The sequence below is a fragment of the Gluconobacter sp. P1D12_c genome (assembly GCF_018812105.1).
GTDB lineage: Bacteria > Pseudomonadota > Alphaproteobacteria > Acetobacterales > Acetobacteraceae > Gluconobacter > Gluconobacter oxydans_A.
On record NZ_JACSIQ010000543.1, the window covers coordinates 1 to 425 of the forward strand.

Genomic DNA, 425 nt, shown 5'->3' on the forward strand with positions numbered 1-425 from the left:
CTTCAGCGTCCAGCGCGCATGGCGATCCTTGTGCGACAGCTTTGACGGCTTGTCCTGCCAGTCTTCGGGAATACGGCCTGCCCGGAGATCGGCTTTCTCGGCGTTCGTGTTGCGCTGCTTTGGAGCCGCCACCAGCGTTGCATCCAGGATCTGGCCCGACATCGGCAGATAGCCGGCGTGCCGCAGGGTCGCGTCAAAACGGTTGAACAGACCCTCGATCGCTCCCACCTGCGTCAGGCGCTCACGGAACAGCCAGAGTGTTTTGGCATCAGGAACACGATCTGAAAGCCCCAGCCCAAGGAAGCGCATGAACGACAGGCGATCGTTGATCAGATATTCCGTCCGCTCATCAGACAAATTGTTCAACGTCTGGATCACCAGGATTTTGAACATCACTACCGGATTAAATGGCGGTCGCCCGCCCT

Annotated in this window: 1 protein-coding gene; it reads right to left on the reverse strand. The window is 58.6% G+C overall.

From position 1 onward, the window contains the following. A partial coding sequence (locus KP705_RS18075; protein WP_215765294.1) for a transposase occupies positions 1 to 425 on the reverse strand: 425 nt, incomplete at both ends.